The sequence below is a fragment of the Frankia sp. Hr75.2 genome, assembly GCF_949319125.1.
Classification (GTDB): Bacteria; Actinomycetota; Actinomycetes; order Frankiales; family Frankiaceae; genus Parafrankia; species Parafrankia soli.
Genome location: NZ_CASGGV010000297.1, coordinates 1 through 20,440, shown reverse-complemented (window position 1 = coordinate 20,440; position 20,440 = coordinate 1). Strand labels below are relative to the sequence as shown.

Below are 20,440 nucleotides of genomic sequence, written 5' to 3'. Positions count from 1 at the left end.
CCGACATCTGCACGTGACCTGTCGTTGACCTGTCGTCCCTGCCGAGGAGATGTGTCCGGAAGCGAGAGCCTTGTCGTGCGGCCGCCGGTAGCCGGCACGGAGAGCGCCGAAGGTGTGAGCTGGGCGGTCCTGCTGGTCGAGGACGACGACACCGATGCGTTCCTGGTGTCCGAGCTCCTTGACGAGGTGGCCGCCCCGCTCAGGCTCACCCGGGTGCGGACGGTCGCCGAGGCGATCCTCCACACCCAGAAGGCCGCGTGCGTCCTGCTGGACCTGGGGCTGCCGGACAGCGAGGGCCTGTCGGCCCTGCGCCGGCTGCTCGCCGTCGAGCGGGGCGCGCCGGTCGTCGTCCTCACCGGCCTGGTGGACGAGTACCGCGGAGCCGAGGCCGTCGCCGCGGGCGCGCAGGACTATCTGGTCAAGGGCCAGGTGGACGGGCGCGATCTGCTGCGCGCGGTGCGGTACGCCATCGAGCGGGAGCGGGCGGACACCGCGGCGCTCGCGCTGCGCGAGTCGGAGCTGCAGGCTGAGGAGAAGGCGCGCCTGGAGCGGGGCCTGCTCCCCAGGCCGCTGGTGGACGACCCGACGCTGGACCACCGGGCCCGGTACCGCCCCGGCCATCGGCAGGCCCTGCTCGGCGGCGACTTCTACGACATGGTGTCGACGTCGGACGGCACGGTGCACGTCCTGCTCGGCGACGTCTGCGGCCACGGGCCGGACGAGGCCGCGCTCGGGGTGAGCCTGCGCATCGCCTGGCGCACCCTGGTACTGGCCGGTGTTCCGGACGCCGACCGCCTGGGCTTCCTGCAACAGGTCCTGGTCAGCGAGCGGGAACGGGACGAGATCTTCGCGACGGTCTGCGCGCTGGCGATCGCGCCGGACCGGCGCAGCCTGCGGATGACCCTCGCGGGGCATCCGCCGCCCGCGCTGCTGTTCCCGCGGATCGCCGCGCTGCGCGGTGACGTGGTCGTGCCGGCACTGGGCATCCTCGACGAGGCGGTGAGTGACGAGGTGACCATCGAGCTCGGTGAGCGCTGGGCGCTGCTGCTCGCGACGGACGGCCTGCTGGAGGGCCGCGACAGCGTGGGCGGGGAGCCGCTGGGCTGGGAGGGCGTGCTGCCCGAGGTGGCCCGACTGTGGCCCGAGCGCGGGCCGGACGGCCTGCTCGACGACCTGATCGACCGCGTGGAGGAACGTAACGGCGGCCCGCTGACCGACGACGTGGCGCTGCTGCTGCTCATCCGTGGGCAGGTCCCGTGAGTGACCAGCCCGCACCGGCGGTGCTGCGCAGGATGCGCGGCTGGCGGCTGCGCCGACGGCTCGCCGCGGTGTACATCGCGTTGTCCATGGTGCTGCTGCTGGCCGCCGGGATCGTCGCCTGGTCGCTGGTCCGGCTCGACGACGCCATCCATGTGCGCAGCGACGTCCTGGCGCCCGCGCAGACAGCCACGGTTCGGTTGACGTCCAGCCTGGTCGACCAGGAGACCGGCATGCGCGGGTATCTCCTGCAGGGCGACCCCGCGTTCCTGACCCCGTACGAGACCGGGCGGCAGTCCGAGGTGAGGCTGAGCTCCGTCCTCGTCGGCCGGGTGGCCGGCCGCCCGGAGCTCGAGCGGCTGCTCGGGGTCCTCCAGGCGCGGATCGCGGACTGGCACCGCGACTACGCCGACCCGTCCATCGCGGCGGTCCGCCGGGGGGGCACCGACTCGCCGGGAATCCTCGATCCCGTTCTCGGCAAGACCCGGTTCGACGCGGTGCGCGCCGCGGCCGCGGACTTCGACGACGCCGTCCGGATCGCCGCGCTGGCGGCCCAGGACGACGTCACCAGCGCACTGCGGACGCTCGTCATCTCGCTCGTCGTGGCCGCGCTGGCGCTCATCGTGCTGCTGGCACTCATCTTCCGAGCGCTGCGGGTGTGGGTGACGCGGCCGCTGGAGGCCGTCGGCACGGACGTCCGCGAGGTCGCCGCCGGGCACCTGGAGCACGAGGTGGAGTCGGTGGGGCCGCCCGACATCGTCACCCTGGCGCGGGACGTCGAATCGATGCGTCTGCAGCTCATCGGTGAGCTCGAGGCCGCGCGCAGGGCGCGGCTGTCCACCGAGGCGCAGGCGGAGATCCTGCGCCGGTCCAACCGCGACCTGGAGCAGTTCGCCTACGTCGCCTCCCACGACCTGCAGGAGCCGTTGCGCAAGGTGGCGAGCTTCTGCCAGCTTCTGTCCCGGCGCTACGGCGACCAGCTCGACGAGCGCGGGACCCAGTACATCCACTTCGCCGTCGACGGCGCGAAGCGCATGCAGCAGCTCATCAACGACCTGCTCGCCTTCTCCAGGGTCGGCCGCACCACCGACAGCTTCGTCAACGTCCGCCTGAACGAGGTCTTCGAGGGGGTGCGCGGGACGCTGTCGCTCGCCCTGGAGAGCTCCGGTGGCGAGGTGACCGCCAGTGATCTCCCGACGGTGCCCGGCGACCCAGTTCTGCTGGCCCAGCTCCTGCAGAACCTGATCGGCAACGCGCTGAAGTTCCGCGGCGACGAGGCCCCGCGGGTGCGGATCGGGGCGATCGACCGCGACGTCGAGTGGGAGCTGTTCTGCGCGGACAACGGCATCGGCATCGAGCCGGAGTACGCCGAGAAGATCTTCGTGATCTTCCAGCGTCTGCACGCGCGGGACGTCTACGAGGGCACCGGCATCGGTCTGGCACTGTGCCGCAAGATCGTCGAGTTCCACGGCGGCCGGATCTGGCTCGACGGTACGGTGGAGTCCGGGACCACCTTCCGCTGGACGCTCCCGAAACGCCCGGCTGTGGTCCTGCCCGCCGACCTTGAGGCGGACGGGGCGCCGCCGGCCTCGGTCACCGGTCCTGTCCCGTCCTCCGGTCCCGGTCCGGTTACTGGTCCTGTCGTGGTTGCTGGTCCCGTCGTGGCCGCCGTCCCGCCGAAGTCAGGAGATCGTTCGTGACCGAGCCCGTTGTCCCGGTCGAGGTCCTGCTGGTCGAGGACGACCCCGGCGACGTCCTGATGACCCGCGAGGCGTTCGAGGACCACAAGCTCAAGAACAACCTCAACGTGGTCAGCGACGGTGTCGAGGCATTGGCCTACCTGCGTGGGGAGGGCCCGTACGCCGACGCGCCGCGGCCCGACCTGATCCTGCTCGACCTGAACCTGCCCCGCCGGGACGGGCGGCAGGTGCTGGCCGAGGTCAAGGCGGACGAGCGGCTGCGGCGCATCCCCATCGTCGTGCTGACCACCTCGGAGGCGGAGGAGGACGTGCTGCGCAGCTACGACCTGCACGCCAACGCCTACATCACCAAGCCCGTGGACTTCGAGCGGTTCGTGGCGGTTGTGCGCCAGATCGACGACTTCTTCATCACCGTCGCCCGGCTGCCCGCGCAGTAGCCGGGTTAGCCGGGTGGGCGGCTCGTCCACGCGGCGGCGGCTCTGAAGCGCCGTTACCCCCGTATCCATGGCCTAGAGTCACGCCATGGCTGCTGGGCGGGCAAGGGCCCGACGGGAGAAACTTGCCGATCTCCTCCGCGAACTCGGGCCGGCGAGCCCCACACTGTGCGAGGGCTGGACGGCGCACGACCTCGCCGCGCACCTGGTCACCCGGGAGCGCGTGCCGTGGGCGGCACCCGGCCTGGTCGTCGGCGCGCTGCACGGTGTCACCGAACGCGCCGAGCGCGCGACGATGCGCTCGCACACCTTCCCCGAGCTGGTGGAGATGTTCCGGGCGGGCCCGCCGTGGTGGCATCCGACCCGGTTCGCCGTCGTCGACGACGCCGCCAACGCGATCGAGTTCTACGTCCACACCGAGGATCTGCTCCGGGCCGCGCCCGGGTTCGCCGCCGTAGGCGATTCCGGTGGTCTCGCCGGTGCTGTGGGCGGTTCCGGTGGTGCGGTGGGTGGCGTCGGGCTCGGGCTGAAGCCGGGTGACGACGTGATCGCCGACCGGGAGGCGCTCTGGGGCGCGCTCCGGCTGGTCGGCCTCGCCGGGTTCCGGCACAGCGAGGTCGGGGTGGTGGCCGAGCGCACCGACACCCCCGGGCGGCTGACCCTGCGGCGCCGCGAACCGGTGGTCGAGATCGTCGGACCCCCCGAGGAGCTCCTACTGTTCGCTTTCGGGCGGCGCGCCGCGGCCCGGGTCGAGCTGCGCGGCGACCCGGAGGCGATCACGGCGCTGGCCGGGGCGCCTGCCGGCCTCTGACGCCGGTCCCGTTCCCCGGGTGGCGGTGATCGCCGGGGTCGGCCGGTCTGGCGACGGGCCGAGGCCTGGCGACGACGTCCACATTCGCACCTCGGGTGCCGGCCGGACTGGCAGGCTAAGAGAATGCCCGTACTCCGCCGTGCCGCCCGGGTCATCCTGTTCGATCCCGCCGACGCCTTCCTGCTCATCCGGTCGCACGATCCGGATCTTCCCGACGGGCCCACCTGGTGGCATGTGCCAGGCGGTGGCCTCGATCCGGGGGAGGAGCCGGCGCAGGCCGGGGTGCGGGAGATCCGGGAGGAGGTCGGGGTGACCGTCGCCGACCTCGGGCCCTGCGTCGCCACCCGGACGGCCTATTTCACCTTCCTCGGCGTGGACTACCGGCAGGAGGAGTCCTTCTTCGTGGCGCGCCTGCCGAACCGGGTCGACGTGGACGACGCGGCGTGGAGCGACGTGGAGCGCCGGGCCACTCTCGGCTGGCGTTGGTGGACCCTCCCGGAGCTGGGATCCACCCCCGACACGGTCTACCCGCCCGCCCTGGCCCCCTTCCTCACCTCCTGGCTCACCGCCGGCCCTCCCGAGACCCCCTACTCCCTCACCTGAGCGCCGGCCGAAACAGGTGTGGCGGTTCAGGAAGTCCATGGACTTCCTGAACCGCCACACCTGCGGGATGGCTACCAGAGGGACGCGTAGGTGCCCGCGCTGTTCGGGTTCTCGTTGGGGGAGACCAGCGAGGAGTGGACGTTCCCGGCCCTCGAGTCGTTGAAGTACGTCTCGTAGGCCAGGACGTCGGCGTTGGCCCGGAAGGTGTCGTACATCTTCTGGATGTACACGGGGTTGTCACCGCCGGCCTGCCCGGCCCGGCCCGCCTCGGTGTCGGACTTCGCGACGAGGCCCCACTCGGGCACGGAGAACTGCTTGCCGTGCTGGCGGGCGAAGCGGATCGCCGAGCACAGGCCCACCGCCTGGTTGCACTGCTCGTCGAACTTCGCCGGGGTGGTGCTGGCGGGCCACTGGTCGTAGGAGTCGATCCCGATGATGTCGACGTACTCGTCACCCGGGTAGGCGGCCCACGGGCTGGTGCTGTGGGCGTTCATCGCCCAGTCGATGCGGGCCTGCGGGTCGGTCGACCGGATCGCACTGACGACCTGGCGGAAGCAGTTCACGTAGGCGGTGGGATTGCCGCGCACCGACCACTCGAACCAGTTGCCGTTGAACTCCCAGGCGAGCCGGACGATGGACGCCGGCCGGCCCTTGGCGACCAGCCACCGGCCGAACTCGGCCCACTGGCTGTTGTAGGCGCCGGAACCACAGGCCGCGATGCTGCCCTGGCCGGTCGGGAAGAACGGCTGCGAGATGACCCAGGTGCCGGGGAAGGTCGAGAACTTCTCCGGGCTGCCGCCGACCCACGGATGCGTGATCGTCTCCCAGCTGCCGCGGTCGGTGAAGGTCAGGACGACGTTCACCGGTGAGCCGCGCAGGCCCTCCCAGTTGCGGACCGTGGTCATCGAGTTCGCGTAGACGCCGCTCATCCCGCCGGGGACCCGGCCGCCGCCACCGCCGGCCGGGGCCGCCGGCGCGGCCGGCGGGACGGCGGCGGCCTGCGGCGCGCGTGCGGGCGGTGACGTCGGCGGTGCCTGGGTGGTGGCGGCCGGAACCGGCGACGGGCTCAGGCTCGCCGCCGCCGAGGGCGTTGCCGTGCTGGTCGGTCTGTGGCCGGGCGGGGCGCCCGTCCGGGTACCGCGCAGGCCCTTGGTGTCGATGGCCGAGGCCTCGACCACGGCCGAGCCGGTGCCGTCGTGGTCTGGGGCGAGCGTCCAGCCGACGGCCATGGCGACGAGGGCCATGACGCCGAGCGACGCGATCCACGCGGGGTTGCGGGTGGGACGGCGCCGCTTGTGCGCGCCGGTCCGTGTGTTCGGGGGGTTGGGCTCACCCTCCGCACGATGTCTCACCGCGGATATCCCTCCGTGCCTGGCATCTGGCGTGCCGGGCGGTGTCGTTGTGGACCCCCCGATCCCCACCCGCTGCTTCGTGACGAAGCGGACGACCTCCACATGCCTTGGCTGGCGAATTCCTCCGGTCACTGTGACGTGACTAGACAGTTATGACGGCAGAGTACACGGGTTCACATGGCCAGGTAGACGGGGGGAGGGATCCTGCGCGGACTGTCGCCCTGCGTAGCGGATGGTTGTTTCGGGCCGCTCCTGTCGCCTAGGCGACAAACAAAAGTGATGCTGTCGCTCTTATGTAGTTCGTGTTGAGGATGGTGTCTCTTTCGGGGGCGCGGGTGTCGCGTGTGGCACAATGTCCGCCGCGCGGAGCGTCCGCGTCCTCGTGTGTAACGGTGCCTGTGAGGCGCATCGGCAACGGTGCTGCCAGGCACGTCCGCCGGCACCAGTTCCGGATCCGGTGGGTGCCGGCGGGGCCGCCGGTGCGGGATCCGGTCATGGCCGGGCCCGTCGGGGTCGGAACCACCCTCTGGAGACGACGTGTCCCAGCCACCCGAGTACCCGCCGCCCGGCGGCTACGGCCCCGGCGGCTACGACCCCAACGCCGGCGGACAGAACCCACCCCAGGGCGGCTGGGGGGCGCAGCCTCCCCCGCCCGGCGGGTACGACCCCAACGCGGGCGGACAGAACCCACCCCAGGGCGGCTGGGGGGCGCAGCCTCCCCCGCCCGGCGGGTACGGGCCGCCCCCCGGCGGCTACGGGGCCCCACAGGACTTCGGCGGGTATCCCCAGCCAGGTGGCTATCCGCCGCCGGTGAAGGGGCCCGGCGGTTTCGGCCCGCCGCCCCCCTACGGCCAGCCGATCCCGACCTACCTGTGGCAGTCGATCGCCTGCACCCTGCTGTGCTGCCTGCCCGCGGGGATCGCCGCGATCGTCTTCGCGACGAAGGTCCAGAGTCGTCAGCAGATCGGTGACTACGCCGGGGCCCTGGAGGCGTCCGCCAAGGCCAAGACCTGGTGCATCGTCTCGTTCGGGGTCGGCCTGGCCGTCGTCGTCCTGGGCTTCGTCCTGGGCGCCTCCGGCGCACTCGACTCCAACGCCTCGGGTACCTACTTGGGCTAGGACTCTCCCGGCCCGCGCTGTGCCGGTCCGTGGCCTGGTCGGTCTGAGACCTGGCCGCGGACCGCCAAGTCGGGTCACTCGGTCGGCGGTGCGTCGGGTTCGGTGTGCCAGGCGGGGTGTTCGCGCAGGGCCCAGGGGCGGGGGACCACGCCGGTGCGCATCCCGAGCCGGGCGGCCGGGTCGCGGGAGGCCATCCACAGGTGGCCGCAGATCCCGGCGAACAGGCTGAGGGCCAGCAGATCGTGCACGAAGGTGGCACCGGTGCGGTGGGTGACGGCGAAGGCGCCGCCGAACTCCATGATCACACCGGTGCCGAGCATGACGAGCACGGCACCTGCGACGAACGCGGCGTACAGCTTCTGGCCCGCGTTGAACTTGCCGACCGCGTCGGTGTGCCGGCGGCGTGGTCTCGTCCGTAGCCACTTCCAGTCGGCGGGGGTGAAGCGGTCGAGCTCTGCGAGGTCACGCCGGTATGCGGCGGAGAGGGCCGCGGCCAGCATCGGTGCCGGCAGGGCGAGCCCGGCGTAGAGATGCACCGCCGAGACCAGCTGGCGCCGGCCCACCAGCGTCGCCAGCGGTCCGAGATACAGGACGGCCGCCGTCGCCAGGCACACCGCCGTCAGCGCCGCGGTGCTCCAGTGCGCCCAGCGGGTCGCCGGGCCGAACCGGCGGACGAACGCCGCCGCCCCGTCCCCGACCGGGCCATCGGAGTCTGCGGCCGTCGCCTCGGCCGGGTCCTCAGGGTTCCCGGCCGGATCCTCAGACGGGCTCATCGTCGCGGCCGTTCGACTTTCCGATCCAGCCGTCGACGTCGTAGCCCCGCTGCTCCCAGAACCCGGGAGTGACGGTGTCGACCACCTCGATCTCGGCGAGCCACTTGATGGACTTGTAGCCGTACATCGGCGCCACGTACAGCCGGACGGGGCCACCATGATCGTGGGTGATCGGGCCGTCCAGCATGGTGAGGGCGACCAGGACGTCGGGCCTGCGGGCCTGGTCGATCGTCAGGCTCTCGGTGTAGGCGCCGTCGAAAGAACGGAAGGTCAGCGCGGTCGCCCCGGGGCGGGTGCCGGCCGCGTCCAGCAGGTCCGCGAGGCGCACGCCCGTCCAGCGGACGCTGGTGACCCGCCAGCCCGTCACACACTGGAAGTCGCGCACGAGCTCGGTCTGTGGCATCCGGGAGAGATCGTCCAGGGTGAGGGTGAGGGGCCGGTCGACCAGGCCGTGGACCCGCAGTTCGTAGTCCGCGGATGTCCGCTCCGGCACGGAGGCGACGACGGAGTAGTAGCGGAACCCGCCGGAGGGGAGCAGGTCGGTGAGCCCCGTCGGGTCGTTCTCGCGCAGTGGGGCGACGAACCGGTCGGTGCCGCGCTGCACGTCCGCGCCGACGGCGACGCCCAGCGCCCCGAGGCCGAGCATGACGAAGACGACCCGTCGTCCCACCGGTGTCCCTTCGGCCATGCACACAGTCAACGCCGCGACGGGGAGATCCGGCCACCCGCCTGGGCGAGATGGACGAATCCCCCTGTCGGACGGGAGCGCACGGCGGGTCCCGTCAGGCCGTGACGTCCCGGCGGCGCAGGCTCACCGCGCCGATCGCGGCCGCCACCAGCGCGTACGCGACGGCGGTGAGTAGCGCCGGCCCGTAGGAGGCGTCGGGCAGGCCGCCCCGGCCGACCGCGTCGAAGACGAGCCCGGGCAGGACCCTGGTGGCACCGCTCCACGACTCCTGGACGATGTGCTCGATCGGGAACATCCACGCGATGCCGATGAGCAGCGCGGCGCTCGTCGAGCGCAGCAGGATTCCCAGCATCGTGCCGACGAGGGCGAAGAAGACGGCCGCGAGCAGCGCGTTCGCGTAGGCGCCCGCCACCTCACCGAGGGCGGCCGACGTCCACCACGCGCTTGTGTCGACGTCCCGGACGGCGGCCATGACCGTCGCGGCGGCGACGCTCAGGCCGAGGGCGGCGACCAGCGACACCGCGACGGCGGAGAGCATGACGCCGAGCCGTCCGGCCAGCCAGCCCAGCCGGCGGGGCTCCTTCAGGAACAGGGTGCGCAGCGTCCCCTGGCCGTACTCGGTGGTCATGCTGATCGCGAAGACCACGAAGATGAGCAGTCCGATGAAGGTCGTGCCGCCGCGGAAGCCCAGAATCAGGCCCTGGGACGAGGCGAGCTGGGTGAGGGAGAGATCGAAGCCCGGCCCGGCGCCGGGGTCCGGTGGGGTCGGCTTCTCGTCGGCGAGGGCCATGACCAGCACCGTCGACAGGACGGTGAGGAACCCGAGGACGGCCATGGCCAGCGCCGTGCTCGGCCGGCGCAGTTTGATCAGCTCGGCGCGGTAGCTGCGCGCCACGGTGTAGACGCCGGTCATCGGGCTTCCCCTCCGGTGCTGGTGCTGGTGCTCGTGCTGCCGGTGCTGGTGCCGGTGCTCCGGGCGGTCTCTCGGGTGCTTTCGACCAGGCCCTGGTAGCGGTCCTCGAGGCTGGTCCGCTGCCGGGTGATCTCGACGAGGGTGATGCCGCGGGCGAGCGCGGCCCGGTTGAGCCCGGCCAGGACGGCGTCCGGCCCGTCCGGCCCGTCCGGCCCGGGGACGGCGGCCGGCGCGGTGTGGTCGAGCTCGACGAGCAGCCGGTCGCCCGCCCGGTCCACGGGCAGCCCGAAGCCGGCCACCAGGTCCGCCAGCATCCCGAGGGAGTCGGCGTGCTCTGGGCGCAGCTCGACCCGGCTGGTCGTGGAGGCCATCAGGCCGTCCGTCGGGCCCTGGTAGGCGAGCCGGCCCTGCTCCACCACGATGATCCAGTCGCAGATCTGCTCGACCTCCGAGAGGAGGTGGGAGGAGACCAGGACGGTGCGCGGCCGGCCGTTCGCGCCCGCCTCCCGCTCGCCGTCGGCCAGCGAGCGGACCAGCGCCCGCATCTGCCGGATGCCGCTGGGGTCGAGGCCGTTCGTCGGCTCGTCCAGGATGAGCAGGTCCGGGTCGGAGAGCAGCGCCGCGCCGATGGCGAGCCGCTGCTTCATCCCGAGCGAATAGGTGCGGAAGGCGTCGTCGCCGCGGCCGGCCAGCCCGACCTCGTCCAGGATCGCGTCGACGCCGGCCGGGTCCTGCCCGGCGAGCACCGCCAGCGACGCGAGGTTGCGGCGTCCGGACAGCGTCGGGTACAGCGCCGGACTCTCGATCAGCGCGCCCACCCGGGGCAGGTACCGGGCCGGCTCGCCCAGCGGCTCGCCGAGGATCGTCCCGCTGCCCTCGCTCGGCCGGACGAGGCCGAGCAGCATCCGCAGCGTCGTGGTCTTGCCCGCCCCGTTCGGGCCGACGAACCCGGCGACCACGCCGGTCGGCACGGTGACGTCGAGATTCCGGACGACCGTCCGCCGCCCGTAACGCTTGGTCAGCCCGCGGACGTCGATCGCGGCCGGGGGGCCACCCGGGAGCCCGGTGCCCCGGAGGCCGTCCGGGATCTCGGTGAGCGGGGGGTCGGCCACCGGGGCCCGTGTCCGGGCGTCCAGGCCGGGGGTGCTCGTCGTTGTCGTCATGCCGATCAGACTGGCCGTAGCGCGATCTCGCGTCGTCCGGCGACGATCGTCATCTGTCTGCGCAACCGGACGCATTCCCGCGTACGCGGCTGTACGCACTTCGCGGTGCCGAGGCCGCGCCTGGTCGTCGTCTGTCCTCGACGCTGCTCGCTGCTCGCTGCTCGCCGGTCGTCGCCGGTCGTCGCCGGTCTCGGCCGGCGTTACGGTGGCGGGCGTGGAGACTCCCGGCGCCTCATCTGCCCGGGCCTGGCGGAACAGCCTGCCCCGTAAGCGGATGGCGGCCGGGGTGCTGTTCGTCGACGGCGCCGGCCGCGTCCTGCTGGTGTGCCCGACATACCGGCCCGGATGGGATCTGCCGGGCGGTGTGGTCGAGGCGGACGAGGCACCCCTGGCGGCGGCCCGCCGCGAGCTCGCCGAGGAGCTGGGGCTGGACCGCGCCCTCGGGCGGTTACTGGCCGTCGACTGGGTACCGCCCGGGCCGGAGCGCACCGAGGGCCTGATCGTGGTGTTCGACGGCGGCGTGCTGACACCGGACGAGGCGGCCGGCATCCGACTGCCGGCCGACGAGCTCGCCGCCTGGTCGTTCGTGACGGCGGACGAGCTGCCCGGCCTCATGACACCGCTGCTGGCGCGGCGGGTGGCCGCCTGCCTGACAGCGCGCGCCGGCGGCGCGACGATCTACCTCGAGGACGGCGCGCCGCCGAACTGACGCACCGCCGGGACGGTACGCCGCGGGTGCGAGTGTCGTCCCTGGCGATCAGCCGGCCAGACCTGCCTGGTTGGCGAGGACGGCGAGCTGGGCGCGGTCCCGGGCGGAGAGCTTGACCATCACTCGGCTCACGTGGGTTCGTGCCGTCGCCGGGCTGATGACGAGCCGGGCGGCGATCTCGTCGTTGGACAGGCCCAGCCCCACCAGGCCCATCACCTCGCGTTCCCGGACGGTGAGACTGGTCAGGTCCACGGCGGCGGGCGCCGCCGGGCGCCGGGCGAACGTCTCGATCACGCGGCGGGTGATCGTGGGGGAGAGCAGCGACTCGCCGGCGGCGACGACCCGGATCGCGCGGAGCAGTTCCGCGGGCTCGGTGTCCTTCAGGACGAACCCGGACGCGCCGTTGCGCAGAGCCTCGAAGACGTACTCGTCCAGCTCGAACGTGGTGACCATGACGACGCGGGTGTCGGTCAGCGCGGGGTCGGCGGTGATCGCGCGCAGGGCGGCGAGGCCGTCCAGGACGGGCATCCTGATGTCGAGGAGGACGACGTCCGGGCGGGTGCGGCGGACCAGGGCCAGCGCGGCCTGGCCGTCCTCGGCCTCGCCGGTGAGCTCGAGGTCGTCCTCGGTCTCGATCAGGACCTTCAGCCCGAGACGGACGAGAGGCTGATCGTCGGCGACCACGACCCGGATCACCGGGCCCCTCCGGAGCGGCGGGACACGGCCGGGTTCGGGTTCGAGTTCGAGGCCGGGGCTGAGGCCGAGTTCGAGGCCGGGTCGGCGGGCGCGGCCGGCGTGGGCAGGTCGGTGCGCACGCTCCATCCTCCCTGCGGACGTGGGCCCGCCGTCAGGGAACCGCCGAGCTCGTCCACGCGTTCACGCAGGCCGCGCAGCCCGTGCCCGGTCGAGCGGACGAGCGGGTCACCGTCGGCGGGCAGGTCGGCGCTGCGCTCGGTGGGCTCGTCGACGATCTCGACCTCCAGGTGGTCCGCGGTGGAGCGGAGGGTGACCCGGGCCCGGGCCGGTCCGGCGTGCCGCAGCACGTTCGTCAGCGACTCCTGGACGATCCGGTAGGCGGCGAGATCGACCTCGGCGGGCAGGCCGGCAAGATCACCATCGGTCACCAGCTCCACGGCGATGCCGCACAGCCGGACCTCGGAGACCAGCCCCGGCAGCCGGCTCAGCCCGGTCAACGGGGTCCGGAGCGCCTCGCCGGGACCGGCGCCCGCCGCGCCCTCGCCGCGCCCGGCGCGCTCCGTGCCTCCGGCCCGGCTTCCGAAGCGCTCGGCGCCTCTGTCGCCTCCGGGGTGCGCTGGACGCGCGGTGTTCCCGGCGAGCGCGGTGTTCCCGCAGAGCACGGTGTTCCCGGCGAGCACGGTGCTCTCCGCTTCCCGGGCGTTCCCGGCTCCGGACCGGGCGTCGCGGGCGCGGGTGAGGGCGAGGGTCGCCCGCAGCTCGTCCAGCGCGTCGACGCTGGTGCGGCGGATCGCCTCCAGCGCGACCTGCGCCTGCTCCGGCCGCCGGTCGAGCACGTGCAGAGCCACCGCGGCCTGGAGCGAGATGATCGAGAGTCCGTGGCCGACGACGTCGTGGACCTCGCGGGCCATCCGCAGCCGCTCCTGCTCGATCCGCCGCCGGGTGGCCTCCTCCTCCGCCCGCGCCGAGGACAGCCGGCTCAGCCGCAGCAGCGCGCCCAGCAAAGCCGGAACGAAGGCCACGCAGAGGACAGCGAGGCAGGTGTAGGCGAGGTCCCACCCGCTGTCGAGGTAGCCGCGGGAGAACGACGCCAGGCTGGCGAGCAGCAGCACCGCCGCGCACGTCTTCGCCGCGCGGCCGGTCACCCGCGCGGGCGCCCGCACGCCCACGGTGAAGGCGGCCGCGGCGACCGCGAGCGTCGCCGGCCCGTGCGGATAGCCGATGGCGGTGTAGCTGCCGATGATCAGGGTCTCGGCGGCGAGCAGGACCCGCGGGGCGTACCTGCGCAACGGGAAGACTGCCACCGCCAGCGCCAGGAGCAGGTAGGCGACCCCGTCCAGGGCGTGCCCGGGCGGGATCCGGTCCTTCGACGCGTTCGTCGACCCGACCAGCAGGATCAGGCCGACGACGGCGGTGGGCAGGACGTCACCGGCCACCGCGGTCCCGGCTCGGCGGGCCCGTCCGGCGGGAATCCGCGCGATCAGCGTGCTGCCCGGGTAACGGGGGAAGCCCTCGAGTCCCGCGATGGCCTCCAGGCGGTTCCACAGGCCGCGTGCCGCGATCAGCCGGGTCGCCCGGTCACGGACTCCGGTCCGAGACGGGCGCTCCGCCCGCGGGGCTCCCTCGGCTCGCCGGGTTCCCTCCACCGCTCCGACGGTAGCGACCTCAGGCAGGGCGGTCATCCGTCCGCGGACGTATCCGCTCGTACCCGAGCCGACGTACGGCGCCGGTTGGCGCAGGCGTTCTGGTGTTCCACGGAACAGCATGATCGACCGCGGTTCGTGGCGGCCAGGTCCTTACGCACGGTGCCGAGTCACTGCGGCGGTTGAGTGACAGCCGGGACTCACCCGGCCGCCGTGGTCAGCGGCGGGCGGGGTCGCGTTGCTCCAGGCGCAGACGGAGGCCTTCGGGGGTCGCGACGACCTCGGCGAGGCGGGTGCCCCGGGGGAAGGAGGGCAGGAGCACGACCGGCTCGGCGAAGACCGCGGTGTGCGCCGGTGTCATCAGCTCGCCGGGCAGTCGCTGGTTTCCCAGGACGATCTCCTCGGGAAGCAGAGCGAGCCGGCCGTCCCGGACGAGGGGGGTGCCGATGATCCGTACCGGCAGTGAGCGGTCCGGCAGCTCGATCTCGGTGCCGATGGACAGTCGCTCGTCTCCGCCGTAGGTGATCTCGGTCCACCGGGTGGGGGATGGCCGCCGCGCGCGGCAACTGTCCCCGACGCCGCCACGGCCTCCGAGCTCACCGAGGCCCTCGATGCCGCTGAAGCCGTCCAGGCCGCCGAAGCCGTCCGGACCGCCGAAGCCGCCGAGGTCACCGAGGCCCTCAGAGTCGCCGAGGCCGTCGAGCGCGTCGGTGCGGCCGGTCGGGAGCGCGCCCCCGTCGCCGCCTCTGACTCCGCCCCGCGCCCGGCCACCGGCACCGCCCCCGGCCCGGTCAGGTCGGACGATCGGGCCGCAGGAGTCGCCGAACACCCCGGCGTAGCCGCCGAACAGCGACATCAGCGCGAAGGACGGGTCGTCCCAGGTGTTGCCGTGGGCGTCGCAGCCGCTGCGCAGGCGGCGCAGCTCGCCGTAGGTGGCGGTCGCGGAGAGCTCCAGGGTGGACGGCCGTCCGGTGGCGGCGTTGAGCAGGTACGGGAAGCTCGGCGGGCGCACGCGGACCGTCGCGCCGAACTCGCCGAGACGTCCGCCGAGGCGGCGGCTCGCCCGCGACACGGCGATCCGTGCCGCCAGCCGGTCGGCGAGGGTGCCCACCACCGCGCCGCAGATCACCGCCAGCACGGCCGCCTCGGTGCGGGAGCGGCGGACACCGCGCCGCGCGGCCCGGCCCCCGACGGCTGGACGCCGGTCGACCGGGCCCCGGGCGGTCGTGGATGGGCGCGGGCTGGTGGCGGGCGGCGTGGCGGGCGGCATGGCGGCTCCTCGAAGATCCGTGCTGGAGGCCAGGTGCTCGTGTTCGTCTGATCACGCTCACGTCGGCCGGGCTCGGCTGGGTCCTGAGCCGAGCGCACACCGTCCGCCTGTGAGCCGGATGCGAGAAGAAACAGAATTACCTGTGCACCCACTGGTACGTCAGGATGCCGTGTCAGACCTCACGTCGACCCGGGTGCGCCGCCCAGGGCCAGCAGGCGACTTCGTCCGGACCGCCCTTTCCGCCCCTTTCGGACGGGCCGGAACGGGCCGTCCGCGGCAGGTCAGGCCTGGTCAGCGGGGGTCTGGTCGGAAACGCCCCCGGGCAGGTACACCCGGAAGGTCGTGCCCCCCTCGGGGGTGCTGCTCACCTCGGCGCGGCCGCCGTGCGCGGCCGCCGTGGCCGCGACGATCGACAGCCCGAGGCCGCTGCCGGAGCGGCCCCGGGCCCTGCTGCCGGCCGCCCGGTAGAACCGGTCGAAGACGTGCCGCGCGACCTCCGGCGGCATGCCGGGCCCGCCGTCCTCGACCGCCAGGACGGCCGCGCGGTCCTGGGCCGGGGTGGCCGCGTCCCATCCGGTGACCCGAACGGTCACCGTGGTGCCCGCGGGGGTGTGCACGCGGGCGTTCGTCAGCAGGTTGCCCAGCAGCTGGCGCAGCGCGTCCGGATCGCCGAGGACGTGCCGGCCGGCCTCGGGACCGGCCTCGACCTCGACGGTGACCGGGCGGGCGGGGTCGACGGCCCGCAGGTTCGCCGCCGCGTCCTCGGCGATCGTGACCAGGTCGACGTCCACCCGGTCGCGGGGGCGCAGCTCGTCGAGGTGCGCGAGGTAGAGGAGGTCGTCGACGAGGGTCTGCATGCGGGCGGTCTCCTCGGCCACCCGCCGCAGGGTGTCGTCGGTCTCGGCCGGCGGGACCATCCCGGCGCGCAGCAGGTCGACGTAGCCGCGGATCGAGGTCAGCGGCGTGCGCAGCTCGTGCGAGGCGTCGGCGGCGAAGCGGCGCAGGTTGTTCTGGGAGGCGACCCGGGCGGTGAAGGCGGCCTGGATCTGGCCGAGCATGATGTTCAGCGCCCGGCTGAGCTGCCCGGTCTCCGAACGCGGCGGGCCCTCCGGCACCCGGCGGGACAGGTCGCCGGCGGCGATCGCGGACGCGGTGCTCGCGACGACGCGCAGCGGGCGCAGACCGCGGGTGAGCAGCAGCCAGGCCAGTGTGGCGATGGCGGCGAGCACGACCAGCGCCGCGACCGCCGCCGCGACGACCAGCCGGCGCAGGGTGTCCCGGACGGTCGCCAGCGGCTGGGCGATCAGCACCTCGCCGCCGGGGACGTGGTCGAGCACCGCGCGGTACCGTTCGCCACTGTGGGTCACGGTGAACGGGGTGCCGTCGGCCGGCGGCGCGGTCGTCCCAGTGGTCTCTCCAGTGATCTCCCCGGTGGCCTTCCCCGTGGCGATCTCGGCGAGCAGTGGTGGGGAACGGTCCGCCGGACCCGCCACCCGTAGGATCTCGCCGTCGGTCCGGCGGGCCTCCACCACGTAGTCGGTGGGCGCGATCGCCCGCTCCAGCACGGGCCGGCTGCCCGTGGGCGCCCCGGCCAGCACCGCGGCCAGCGGCAGCCGGGCGACCTGCTCGACGGCCCGCAGCCGGACGTCGACGCGGTCGACGAGGTAGCCGCGCAGGGCGACGACCGTCGCGACGATTGTCAGGATGAGGCCGGTGGCGGTCAGCGCCACCAGGCCGAGCATGAGCTTCAGGCGAAGCGTCATCGGGAGTGCTCGGGCGCGGCGCCGGGGCCGGCGGCGGGCGCGGGGGCGCGCAGGGCGTAGCCGAAGCCGCGCTGGGTGTGGATGAGCGGCGGCCCGTGCTGGCCGAGCTTGCGCCGCAGGTAGCTGACGTACTGGTCGACGACGGTCGGTTCGCCGTCAAAGTCGCGGTCCCACACCGCGGCCAGGATCTGGGCGCGGGAGAGCACCCGGTTCGGGTTGTGCAGGAAGTAGCGCAGCAGGGAGAACTCGGTGGGGGAGAGCTCGACCGGCTGGTCCGCCCGGCGTACCAGGTGGGCGTCCGGGTCGAGCTCGACGTCGGCGTAGGTGAGCAGGCCCGACGCGGGCGACGGCTCCGGTGCGGGACGGCGGGTCCGGCGCAGCACCGCCCGCACCCGCGCGATCAGCTCCTCGACGGCGAACGGCTTGGTGATGTAGTCGTCGCCGCCGTAGGTGAGGCCGGTGATCTTGTCCCGGTGCGCGTCGCGGGCCGTGAGGTAGACGACGGCGACCTCCGCCCCGTCCGCGCGTAGCCGCCGGCACACCTCGAACCCGTCGGCGTCGGGCAGCATGACGTCCAGGATCAGCAGGTCGGGCTGGTCGGCGGCGGCTCGGGTGAGCGCCTCCTGGCCGGTGGCCGCCGTGACGACGTCGAAGCCGTGGAAGCGCAACGCCATCCGGACGAGGTCGACGATGTTGGGCTCGTCGTCGACGACCAGGACCCGAGGAGGCCGTGGCGGGTTGGCGGCGTCCTCGCCGAACCGCGGCGGCCGCGATGCGTCCCTCATCTCACCCATCCTCGAACAACCGGCGTCCGGGCACGCGCCCCGGTGTGGCGGGCCGGCGGGGGCACGGCGTGCACCGAGGAAACCCGCACGACGTGAGAGGAACGTGTGAGACCGCGCCGACGCCGACGCCGACGCCGGTGCGGCGCAGCTGCGGTGCGGCGCGGCTGCGGTGCGGTGCCGGGGCGTCAGCGGCGGTGGACGGGCGCCGCGGTGTCAGCGGCAGTCGACGACGCAGGTGGGCACGGGGACCGGGGGGAGCCGGAGGTCGAGGACCGGCTCCTGGCGGTGGCCGCCGCCCGGGCGCGGCCGCGGGGAGCGCGCGGATCCCGACGCCCCGGCCGGGCGGGTGCCCGCCGTGGACGTCGAGCCGGCCGGCCGGGTGCCCGAGCCGCCCGCCGCGACGGTCTCGTCGCCGGCACCCGAGCCGGGCGGCGCGGTCCCCTGCTGCTTGATCCCGGAGCCCGAGCCGGGCGGGCTCGGAGTGCCGGAGGCGGTGCCGCCGGTGGGTGTCGTTGTCGGGGCCGGGGAGGGGCACGGCGTGCCGGAACCGCCGTCACCGGCCTGGCAGGACCGCGCCGCGGCGGTGGATTCCGGGCTGCCGCCCTTCTGGCTGAGCAGAATTGCGACCAGCAGGACGATTCCCGCCAGCACTCCGAACGCCGCCTGGATCGGGGAGATCCGGCGCGCGGATCCGCGATGCTCGCTCACTGCGCTCCGTCCGTTCCGTCCGTTGTCGGGCTGATGCGGCCGGATGATCCGGCCGACACGCCACGGACACTACGGATGTCGGGCAGCAGTTACGAACAGCGCCCCCTTGTTCCCCCGGATCGGCTGTTCCCCCGGCTCAGCCGATGCTCACCCGATGGTCGGCAGCGGCTCAGCCGACCGGTACCGCCGCGGTCTGCTGCTCGCGGCCCTCGCGCGCCGCGCGGCGGGCCTGGGCGGCGGCCTTCTTCTCCTCCTGCCGGGTGGCCAGTGCGTCGAGGCCGGCCATGAACGCGCCGATCTCGTCGCGGGCCTTCGCGGCCTCGCCGGACAGCCCCTCCAGCTCGAGGAGCTTCCAGTGCCGAAGGACGGGCGAGACGACGTCGTCGTGATGGATCCGCAGGTCGTAGATGCCCGCCTGGGCGATGTAGCGGGCCTTGCGGCCGAAGTCGCGGATGCCGGTGCCGGGCATCTGGAAGTTCACGATCTCGTCGCGGATGACCGGGACCATGCGGTCGGGCGCCAGGCCCAGCGCCGCGGCCACCAGGTTCCGGTAGAAGATCATGTGCAGGTTCTCGTCCGCCGCCACCCGGGTGAGCAGCTTCTCGGCGATCGGCTCGCCGGTGACCCGCCCGGTGTTGCGGTGGCTGACCCGGGTGGCCAGCTCCTGGAACGACACGTAGGCCATGGCCTCCAGCGGGGTCTTGCCGCCGGAGTCGTAGCCGCGCTGCATCTGCAGCATCCGGTCACGCTCGAGCGTCACAGGATCGACCGCCCGGGTCACCAGGAGGTAGTCACGCATGGCCATCGCGTGCCGGCCCTCCTCGGCGGTCCACCGCCCCACCCACGTCCCCCACGCGCCGTCGCGGCCGAACGCGACGGCTATCTCGCGGTGATAGCTGGGCAGGTTGTCCTCGGTGAGCAGGTTGACCTCGAAGGCCATCTGGGCGGCCTCGGACAGCGAGGACTGGCCGGGCTCCCACGGGGTCGTGTCGAAGTCGCGGCCCAGGCTCCACGGCACGTACTCGTGCGGCATCCACTCGGCGGCGAGCCCGAGATGCCGGTTGACGTTGGTCTCGGCGACCGGTTCCAGCTCACGCAACAAATCGATGTCCGTAGGTGATCCCATAGGTGAACTCTTCCATCGCGCCTTGATTCGCCGCCATGGCCGCAGGGTGTGGAATCCAGGGACGGATCTGTTCCCTGGAAACAGTTCCGGCTGGCTACCGTCCGACCGGTCAGGGACCATCTCGCCATCCCGGGACAACTCGGGGACGAAACGGGGTCCTGCGGAACGCGGAACGGTGCGCCCGGCGTCAGTCGAACAGTGCGCTGAGGATCTTCGGAGCGCCCGACTCGCGGTCGACGACCAGCCAGGGCGCGACCCAGCCGTCGGCGGCCAGCGACAGGTAGATCTCGGCGCAGCGCGCCTGCAGGCCCGCGTCGCTCTCGAAGGTGTCCAACGCCCGGGCGGTGTCCTCCGCCGCGCGGGCCCGCGCCCCGGCCCGCGCCGTCTCCACCGGGACGTCCAGCAGCACCTGCAGGTCGGGCCGGGGCAGGCCCAGCCGCGTCAGCTCGAGTTCGGCGATCCAGTCGAGGAACTCGGCGCGCTCGGGGGCGGGCAGCCGGGCTGCTCCGTAGGCCGCGTTCGAGCCGAGGTAGCGGTCCACGATCAGCACGTCGTACGCGGCCACGCACCTCGCCAGCTCGGGCAGGGCGTTCGCCCGGTCGAGCGCGAACAGCAGCGCGGTCGCGCGGGCCGAACCGGCCAGGCCGGCAAGCCGTTCGTCGCCGTCGAGCATCGCCCGCACCGCCGTGCCCAGCGGGCCCGCGGCATAGCGCGGGAAGGCGAAGGTGCCGGCGGTGCGCCCGGTCGCGGTCACCGCCTCGACCAGCCGGGACGTCAGCGTGTTCTTGCCCGCGCCGTCGACCCCCTCGATCGCCACGATCATCCGAGGTGCCAGTCAGGCTGGTCGGTCCGGGTGCTGGTCATCGGGATCTCGCCGTGGATACCCCGGCCTTCAGGCCCGGCGAGGAAACGGCGTCCCTTGCTGGG

General features: G+C 73.4%; 20 protein-coding genes. 7 read left to right on the top strand and 13 right to left on the bottom strand.

The genetic code is table 11. The features are described from left to right. Positions 1-51: 51 nt before the first annotated feature. The 5 genes from AC559T_RS23200 (at position 52) to AC559T_RS23180 (ending at position 4,805) form a co-directional block, all read left to right on the top strand. Positions 52-1,260, top strand: coding sequence for a PP2C family protein-serine/threonine phosphatase (locus AC559T_RS23200; protein WP_112108572.1), 1,209 nt, complete (start codon positions 52-54; stop codon positions 1,258-1,260). A gap of 32 nt (positions 1,261-1,292) precedes the next feature. After that, positions 1,293-2,957: a sensor histidine kinase gene (locus AC559T_RS23195; RefSeq protein WP_498870124.1), complete on the top strand. Its 1,665-nt coding sequence runs from the start codon at positions 1,293-1,295 to the stop codon at positions 2,955-2,957. Further along, positions 2,954-3,394: a response regulator gene (locus tag AC559T_RS23190; RefSeq protein ID WP_498870111.1), complete on the top strand. Its 441-nt coding sequence runs from the start codon at positions 2,954-2,956 to the stop codon at positions 3,392-3,394. Before AC559T_RS23195 ends, AC559T_RS23190 begins: the two co-directional genes overlap by 4 nt. A gap of 85 nt (positions 3,395-3,479) precedes the next feature. Beyond that, on the top strand, positions 3,480-4,202 hold the full coding sequence (locus AC559T_RS23185) for a TIGR03085 family metal-binding protein (RefSeq protein WP_071064795.1): 723 nt from the start codon (positions 3,480-3,482) through the stop codon (positions 4,200-4,202). Between the two features lie 123 nt (positions 4,203-4,325). Beyond that, complete coding sequence (locus AC559T_RS23180; RefSeq protein WP_020463928.1) at positions 4,326-4,805, top strand: NUDIX hydrolase; 480 nt, start codon at positions 4,326-4,328, stop codon at positions 4,803-4,805. Between the two features lie 71 nt (positions 4,806-4,876). On the opposite strand, the gene AC559T_RS23175 is transcribed toward AC559T_RS23180, so the two are convergent. Continuing rightward, the gene (locus tag AC559T_RS23175) at positions 4,877-6,157 is read right to left on the bottom strand and encodes a glycoside hydrolase family 26 protein (protein WP_368954508.1); all 1,281 of its coding nucleotides are present in this window, start codon (positions 6,155-6,157) and stop codon (positions 4,877-4,879) included. Between the two features lie 537 nt (positions 6,158-6,694). Between AC559T_RS23175 and AC559T_RS23170 the strand changes: the two genes are divergently transcribed. Next, positions 6,695-7,276: a CD225/dispanin family protein gene (locus AC559T_RS23170; protein ID WP_131624683.1), complete on the top strand. Its 582-nt coding sequence runs from the start codon at positions 6,695-6,697 to the stop codon at positions 7,274-7,276. 74 nt (positions 7,277-7,350) lie between these two features. On the opposite strand, the gene AC559T_RS23165 is transcribed toward AC559T_RS23170, so the two are convergent. The 4 genes from AC559T_RS23165 to AC559T_RS23150 all read right to left on the bottom strand — a co-directional run bounded on the left by AC559T_RS23165 (position 7,351) and on the right by AC559T_RS23150 (position 10,813). Beyond that, entirely contained in the window at positions 7,351-8,049 is a 699-nt protein-coding gene (locus AC559T_RS23165; protein ID WP_498870110.1) for a cytochrome b/b6 domain-containing protein, read from the bottom strand. Beyond that, positions 8,036-8,737, bottom strand: coding sequence for a molybdopterin-dependent oxidoreductase (locus AC559T_RS23160; protein ID WP_373693899.1), 702 nt, complete (start codon positions 8,735-8,737; stop codon positions 8,036-8,038). Before AC559T_RS23160 ends, AC559T_RS23165 begins: the two co-directional genes overlap by 14 nt. Before the next feature lie 94 nt (positions 8,738-8,831). Beyond that, a complete protein-coding gene (locus AC559T_RS23155) occupies positions 8,832-9,650 on the bottom strand; it encodes a DUF2705 family protein (protein ID WP_071064803.1) in 819 nt (272 codons plus the stop codon). Further along, complete coding sequence (locus AC559T_RS23150) at positions 9,647-10,813, bottom strand: ABC transporter ATP-binding protein (protein ID WP_498870109.1); 1,167 nt, start codon at positions 10,811-10,813, stop codon at positions 9,647-9,649. The genes AC559T_RS23155 and AC559T_RS23150 overlap by 4 nt, the downstream gene beginning before the upstream one ends. Positions 10,814-11,027: 214 nt before the next feature. Here AC559T_RS23150 and AC559T_RS23145 point away from each other — a divergent pair, with 214 nt between their 5' ends. Continuing rightward, complete coding sequence (locus tag AC559T_RS23145; RefSeq protein ID WP_306769239.1) at positions 11,028-11,522, top strand: NUDIX domain-containing protein; 495 nt, start codon at positions 11,028-11,030, stop codon at positions 11,520-11,522. 48 nt (positions 11,523-11,570) lie between these two features. Here AC559T_RS23145 and AC559T_RS23140 read toward each other — a convergent pair whose 3' ends face one another. The 8 genes from AC559T_RS23140 to AC559T_RS23105 form a co-directional block, all read right to left on the bottom strand. Further along, positions 11,571-12,218, bottom strand: a complete 648-nt coding sequence (locus AC559T_RS23140; protein WP_498870108.1) for a response regulator — start codon at positions 12,216-12,218, stop codon at positions 11,571-11,573. Next, positions 12,215-13,864: a sensor histidine kinase gene (locus AC559T_RS23135; protein WP_498870107.1), complete on the bottom strand. Its 1,650-nt coding sequence runs from the start codon at positions 13,862-13,864 to the stop codon at positions 12,215-12,217. The genes AC559T_RS23140 and AC559T_RS23135 overlap by 4 nt, the downstream gene beginning before the upstream one ends. Positions 13,865-14,078: 214 nt before the next feature. Then, positions 14,079-15,131 (bottom strand): hypothetical protein, encoded by a 1,053-nt coding sequence (locus AC559T_RS23130; protein WP_498870106.1) that lies wholly within the window; start codon positions 15,129-15,131, stop codon positions 14,079-14,081. A gap of 281 nt (positions 15,132-15,412) precedes the next feature. Continuing rightward, positions 15,413-16,894: a sensor histidine kinase gene (locus tag AC559T_RS23125; protein ID WP_112108171.1), complete on the bottom strand. Its 1,482-nt coding sequence runs from the start codon at positions 16,892-16,894 to the stop codon at positions 15,413-15,415. After that, positions 16,891-17,679: a response regulator transcription factor gene (locus AC559T_RS23120; RefSeq protein ID WP_071064811.1), complete on the bottom strand. Its 789-nt coding sequence runs from the start codon at positions 17,677-17,679 to the stop codon at positions 16,891-16,893. Before AC559T_RS23120 ends, AC559T_RS23125 begins: the two co-directional genes overlap by 4 nt. A gap of 213 nt (positions 17,680-17,892) precedes the next feature. Then, positions 17,893-18,387 (bottom strand): hypothetical protein, encoded by a 495-nt coding sequence (locus AC559T_RS23115; RefSeq protein ID WP_071064813.1) that lies wholly within the window; start codon positions 18,385-18,387, stop codon positions 17,893-17,895. A gap of 169 nt (positions 18,388-18,556) precedes the next feature. Further along, entirely contained in the window at positions 18,557-19,513 is a 957-nt protein-coding gene (locus AC559T_RS23110) for an acyl-ACP desaturase (RefSeq protein ID WP_498870105.1), read from the bottom strand. A gap of 187 nt (positions 19,514-19,700) precedes the next feature. Continuing rightward, entirely contained in the window at positions 19,701-20,336 is a 636-nt protein-coding gene (locus AC559T_RS23105; protein WP_071064844.1) for a dTMP kinase, read from the bottom strand. Positions 20,337-20,440: the final 104 nt, after the last annotated feature.